2 protein-coding genes are annotated in these 2,830 nt (G+C 42.1%); both read left to right on the top strand.

Features of this window, described 5'->3' with window-relative positions; translation table 11 throughout:
* Positions 1–289: 289 nt before the first annotated feature.
* Entirely contained in the window at positions 290–880 is a 591-nt protein-coding gene (locus tag AB5123_RS14090) for a replication/maintenance protein RepL (RefSeq protein WP_004295513.1), read from the top strand.
* Positions 881–1,499: 619 nt separating this feature from the next.
* Positions 1,500–2,603, top strand: a complete 1,104-nt coding sequence (locus AB5123_RS14085) for a plasmid recombination protein (RefSeq protein WP_007219893.1) — start codon at positions 1,500–1,502, stop codon at positions 2,601–2,603.
* Positions 2,604–2,830 lie beyond the last annotated feature (227 nt).

The following is a 2,830-nucleotide window of genomic DNA, read 5'->3' as shown; positions in this document are numbered from 1 at the left end:
CGGGTGGTCCCGCCCCTTGCCGCTGGGCGCTCCCCGACCGATGATTTTTAAGTGACTGATTTTGTGCTGTTTTGGGGGTATATTAAGAATAGAAGAAATAGAATAAGTTAAGTACTTGATACACAATATAGGGCATTTTCCATATTGGAAATTCTCATTTTCCAATCTAGAAAATACTGATTTCCTAATATAATACTAAACAGGAAAATAATATTTCCCTTAATATTGTTTTTATGGAAAATAATAGTTTACTTTGTGGAGAATAATATTTCCCAAAAAACACATCAAAATGGAAAATAAAAAAGCAGTTAAGTTAACCGATTTTCAAAAGAACGAAGAAAATCCTTTTATGAAACAAGCTATAGAAGGTATTGAAAATCATGTTGTTAAAAAGTATAAGAGTAATAGTGGTGGCGATAAGAGAGCCGTAGTAGCTTTAGCCGACACTGAAACTGGAGAAGTGTTTAAGACTTCGTTTATCCGTCAAATAGAAGTAGATGAAGAACAATTCACTAAATTGTATCTTTCTAACTTTGCTGCATTCTTTGACCTATCACAAGCAGCTATTCGGGTTTTTGGTTACTTTATGACCTGCATGAAACCCAAAAATGATTTAATCATCTTCAATAGAAAAAAATGCCTAGAATATACCAAATACAAAACAGACAAAGCCGTTTATAAAGGACTTGCAGAACTTGTAAAAGCTGAAATCATAGCCCGAGGACCAGCCGATAATCTTTGGTTTATTAATCCTCTGATAGTATTCAATGGTGACCGAGTGACATTTGCTAAAACATACGTTCGGAAAAAGACTTTAGCTGCCCAAAAGAAAGAAGAAGCAGAGAAACGACAATTATCACTTGGCTTTGATGAACAGTAACACTCCATTGAGTGAAGCTGCCGTTTGGTCGCTCCCCCTTTGGGGGCGGGGGGGGGGATAGATAAAGTTCCTCTATGTAAAGTTATAATGGGGGATGAAAGGCAAGGTTCGCTAACCTTACCCCGATTGTTTATGCTTCCCAGCATTCAATCTATCCCCGTTTATGGGTTTCTCTTTCACCCTACAAAGATAACCTCATGGGGGAAAAATGTCCAAGAATATGGGGTAAAAACTATCAAGTCGGTAGAAAATAAGTATCTTTGAAGTACATTTTTAGTAGAGGTACTGGTATGCCTAGACGAAGCAGATAGGCAAAAATAAAGCCGCTGGAGATGTCGGATGTCCGTCAATTAACTCCAGCGGCTTGTATTTTGGTAACTCTCCCGTATCGGTCGGCTACCGTTTGGTCAGCAACAAAGGTAGTACTTTATTGTCGCAAATCCAAATGTTTTCCCCTTTATTTGTGCATTTACAGAACATTTGCTAACTTCGCACCTATGCAGTATGGTGATAGCACACTAGCACCCTAAAGGGTGCGTGTGTAAGGGGACAAGCCCCCTTAACCCCCTGTCAGCCGGCTGTCACCGGCTGTTATCGATTGTCACAAAAATGTTAACTTATGGGAGCAACAAGTATTCATGTACAAGCAGTGAAGCCGGGGAGTGAGATTCACAACTTTAGGGAAAAAGAGTTGGACTATGTTCGTCCCGAACTTAGTCATTTGAATGAAAGCTGGGTTGGAGATAGCATCTCCCATCGGCTGGAAAGTGCGAAACAAAGATATCTCGATACGGTTGGGCAGAAGATGCAGGCTAAAGCCGCACCCATACGAGAGGGAGTAATAGTAATCAAACAAGAAACCACCATGCAGGAACTCCAGCAGTTTGCCACGGTCTGCAAAGAACGTTTCGGTATCGAAGCATTTCAAATCCATATACACAAGGACGAAGGATACATGAACGCAAAGCAATGGACACCTAACCTTCATGCCCATGTAGTTTTCGATTGGACGCAGCCGAATGGGAAAAGTGTGCGTTTATCGCGTGATGACATGGCAGAACTCCAAACCATAGCATCTGAAACACTGGGCATGGAACGTGGCGTTTCTTCTGACCGCAAACACTTATCGGCTATGCAGTACAAGACCGAATGTGCGAAAGAACAGCTTCAGGAACTATCAAACGATATATCCAGTGCATTAGACAAACACAAGGACGTACAAAACCAGCTTCTTCAGCTTCAGAAAGAACTACGTTCCATTGAAACAAAGAAGAACGTCCAAAAACTCATTTCTAAGGCTTCAGAGAAGTTTTACGGCTTGATTGGAAAAACAGTCAACGATAGGGAAAAGGATGCCTTAAAAGCCAAAGTAAAGGCTTTAGAGGGGGAAAATGAACAGCTATCCGATAGACTGGGAAAGGCTATACTTGAAAAAGAGCAAAACGGCACAAAGGCATTCAAAGCCGAGAATGACAAGGAGTATTATAGACAACAAATGGACAACGCAAGGACAACCAGTAACCGATTAAGGACGGAGAACCAAGAACTAAAGACCGAAACCAAGGAATTGAAAAAAGAACTTGGTAAGATGAAAGACTTGTTCAATTCCGAACAACTGGAGGCTTTAAGGCATCATTTCCCAAACATATCAAAAGCTATGGAAGAGGGGAAAGACCTACTCAAGCAAATCACCAGAAGCAGAGGTTTCGGTATGGGTATGTAACCCCCCCCCGCCCCCAAAGGGGGAGCGACCAAACGGCAGCCTCTCTCAATGGAGTGTTACGTCGTTCGGATTCGGAAGAAATTTTGCAGGGTTCGGAAAACGGTTGTGTGCTTATTCTAAAAAAAGTTTATGGTGTGGCGCTCGTCGGGACGGGTGGTCCCGCCCCTTGCCGCTGGGCGCTCCCCGACCGATGATTTTTAAGTGACTGATTTTGTGCTGTTTTGGGG

It is taken from the genome of Ruminococcus sp. RTP21204st1_B2_RTP21204_210225 (assembly GCF_040914135.1).
GTDB lineage: Bacteria > Bacillota > Clostridia > Oscillospirales > Ruminococcaceae > Hominimerdicola > Hominimerdicola aceti.
This window is presented reverse-complemented; position numbering and strand designations above follow the sequence as displayed.

What these genes read in the sequence shown, in the direction of transcription:
- AB5123_RS14090 (WP_004295513.1), top strand. Translation starts at nt 290, where the DNA reads ATGGAAAATAAAAAAGCAGTTAAGTTAACCGATTTTCAAAAGAACGAA.
- AB5123_RS14085 (WP_007219893.1), top strand. Translation starts at nt 1,500, where the DNA reads ATGGGAGCAACAAGTATTCATGTACAAGCAGTGAAGCCGGGGAGTGAG.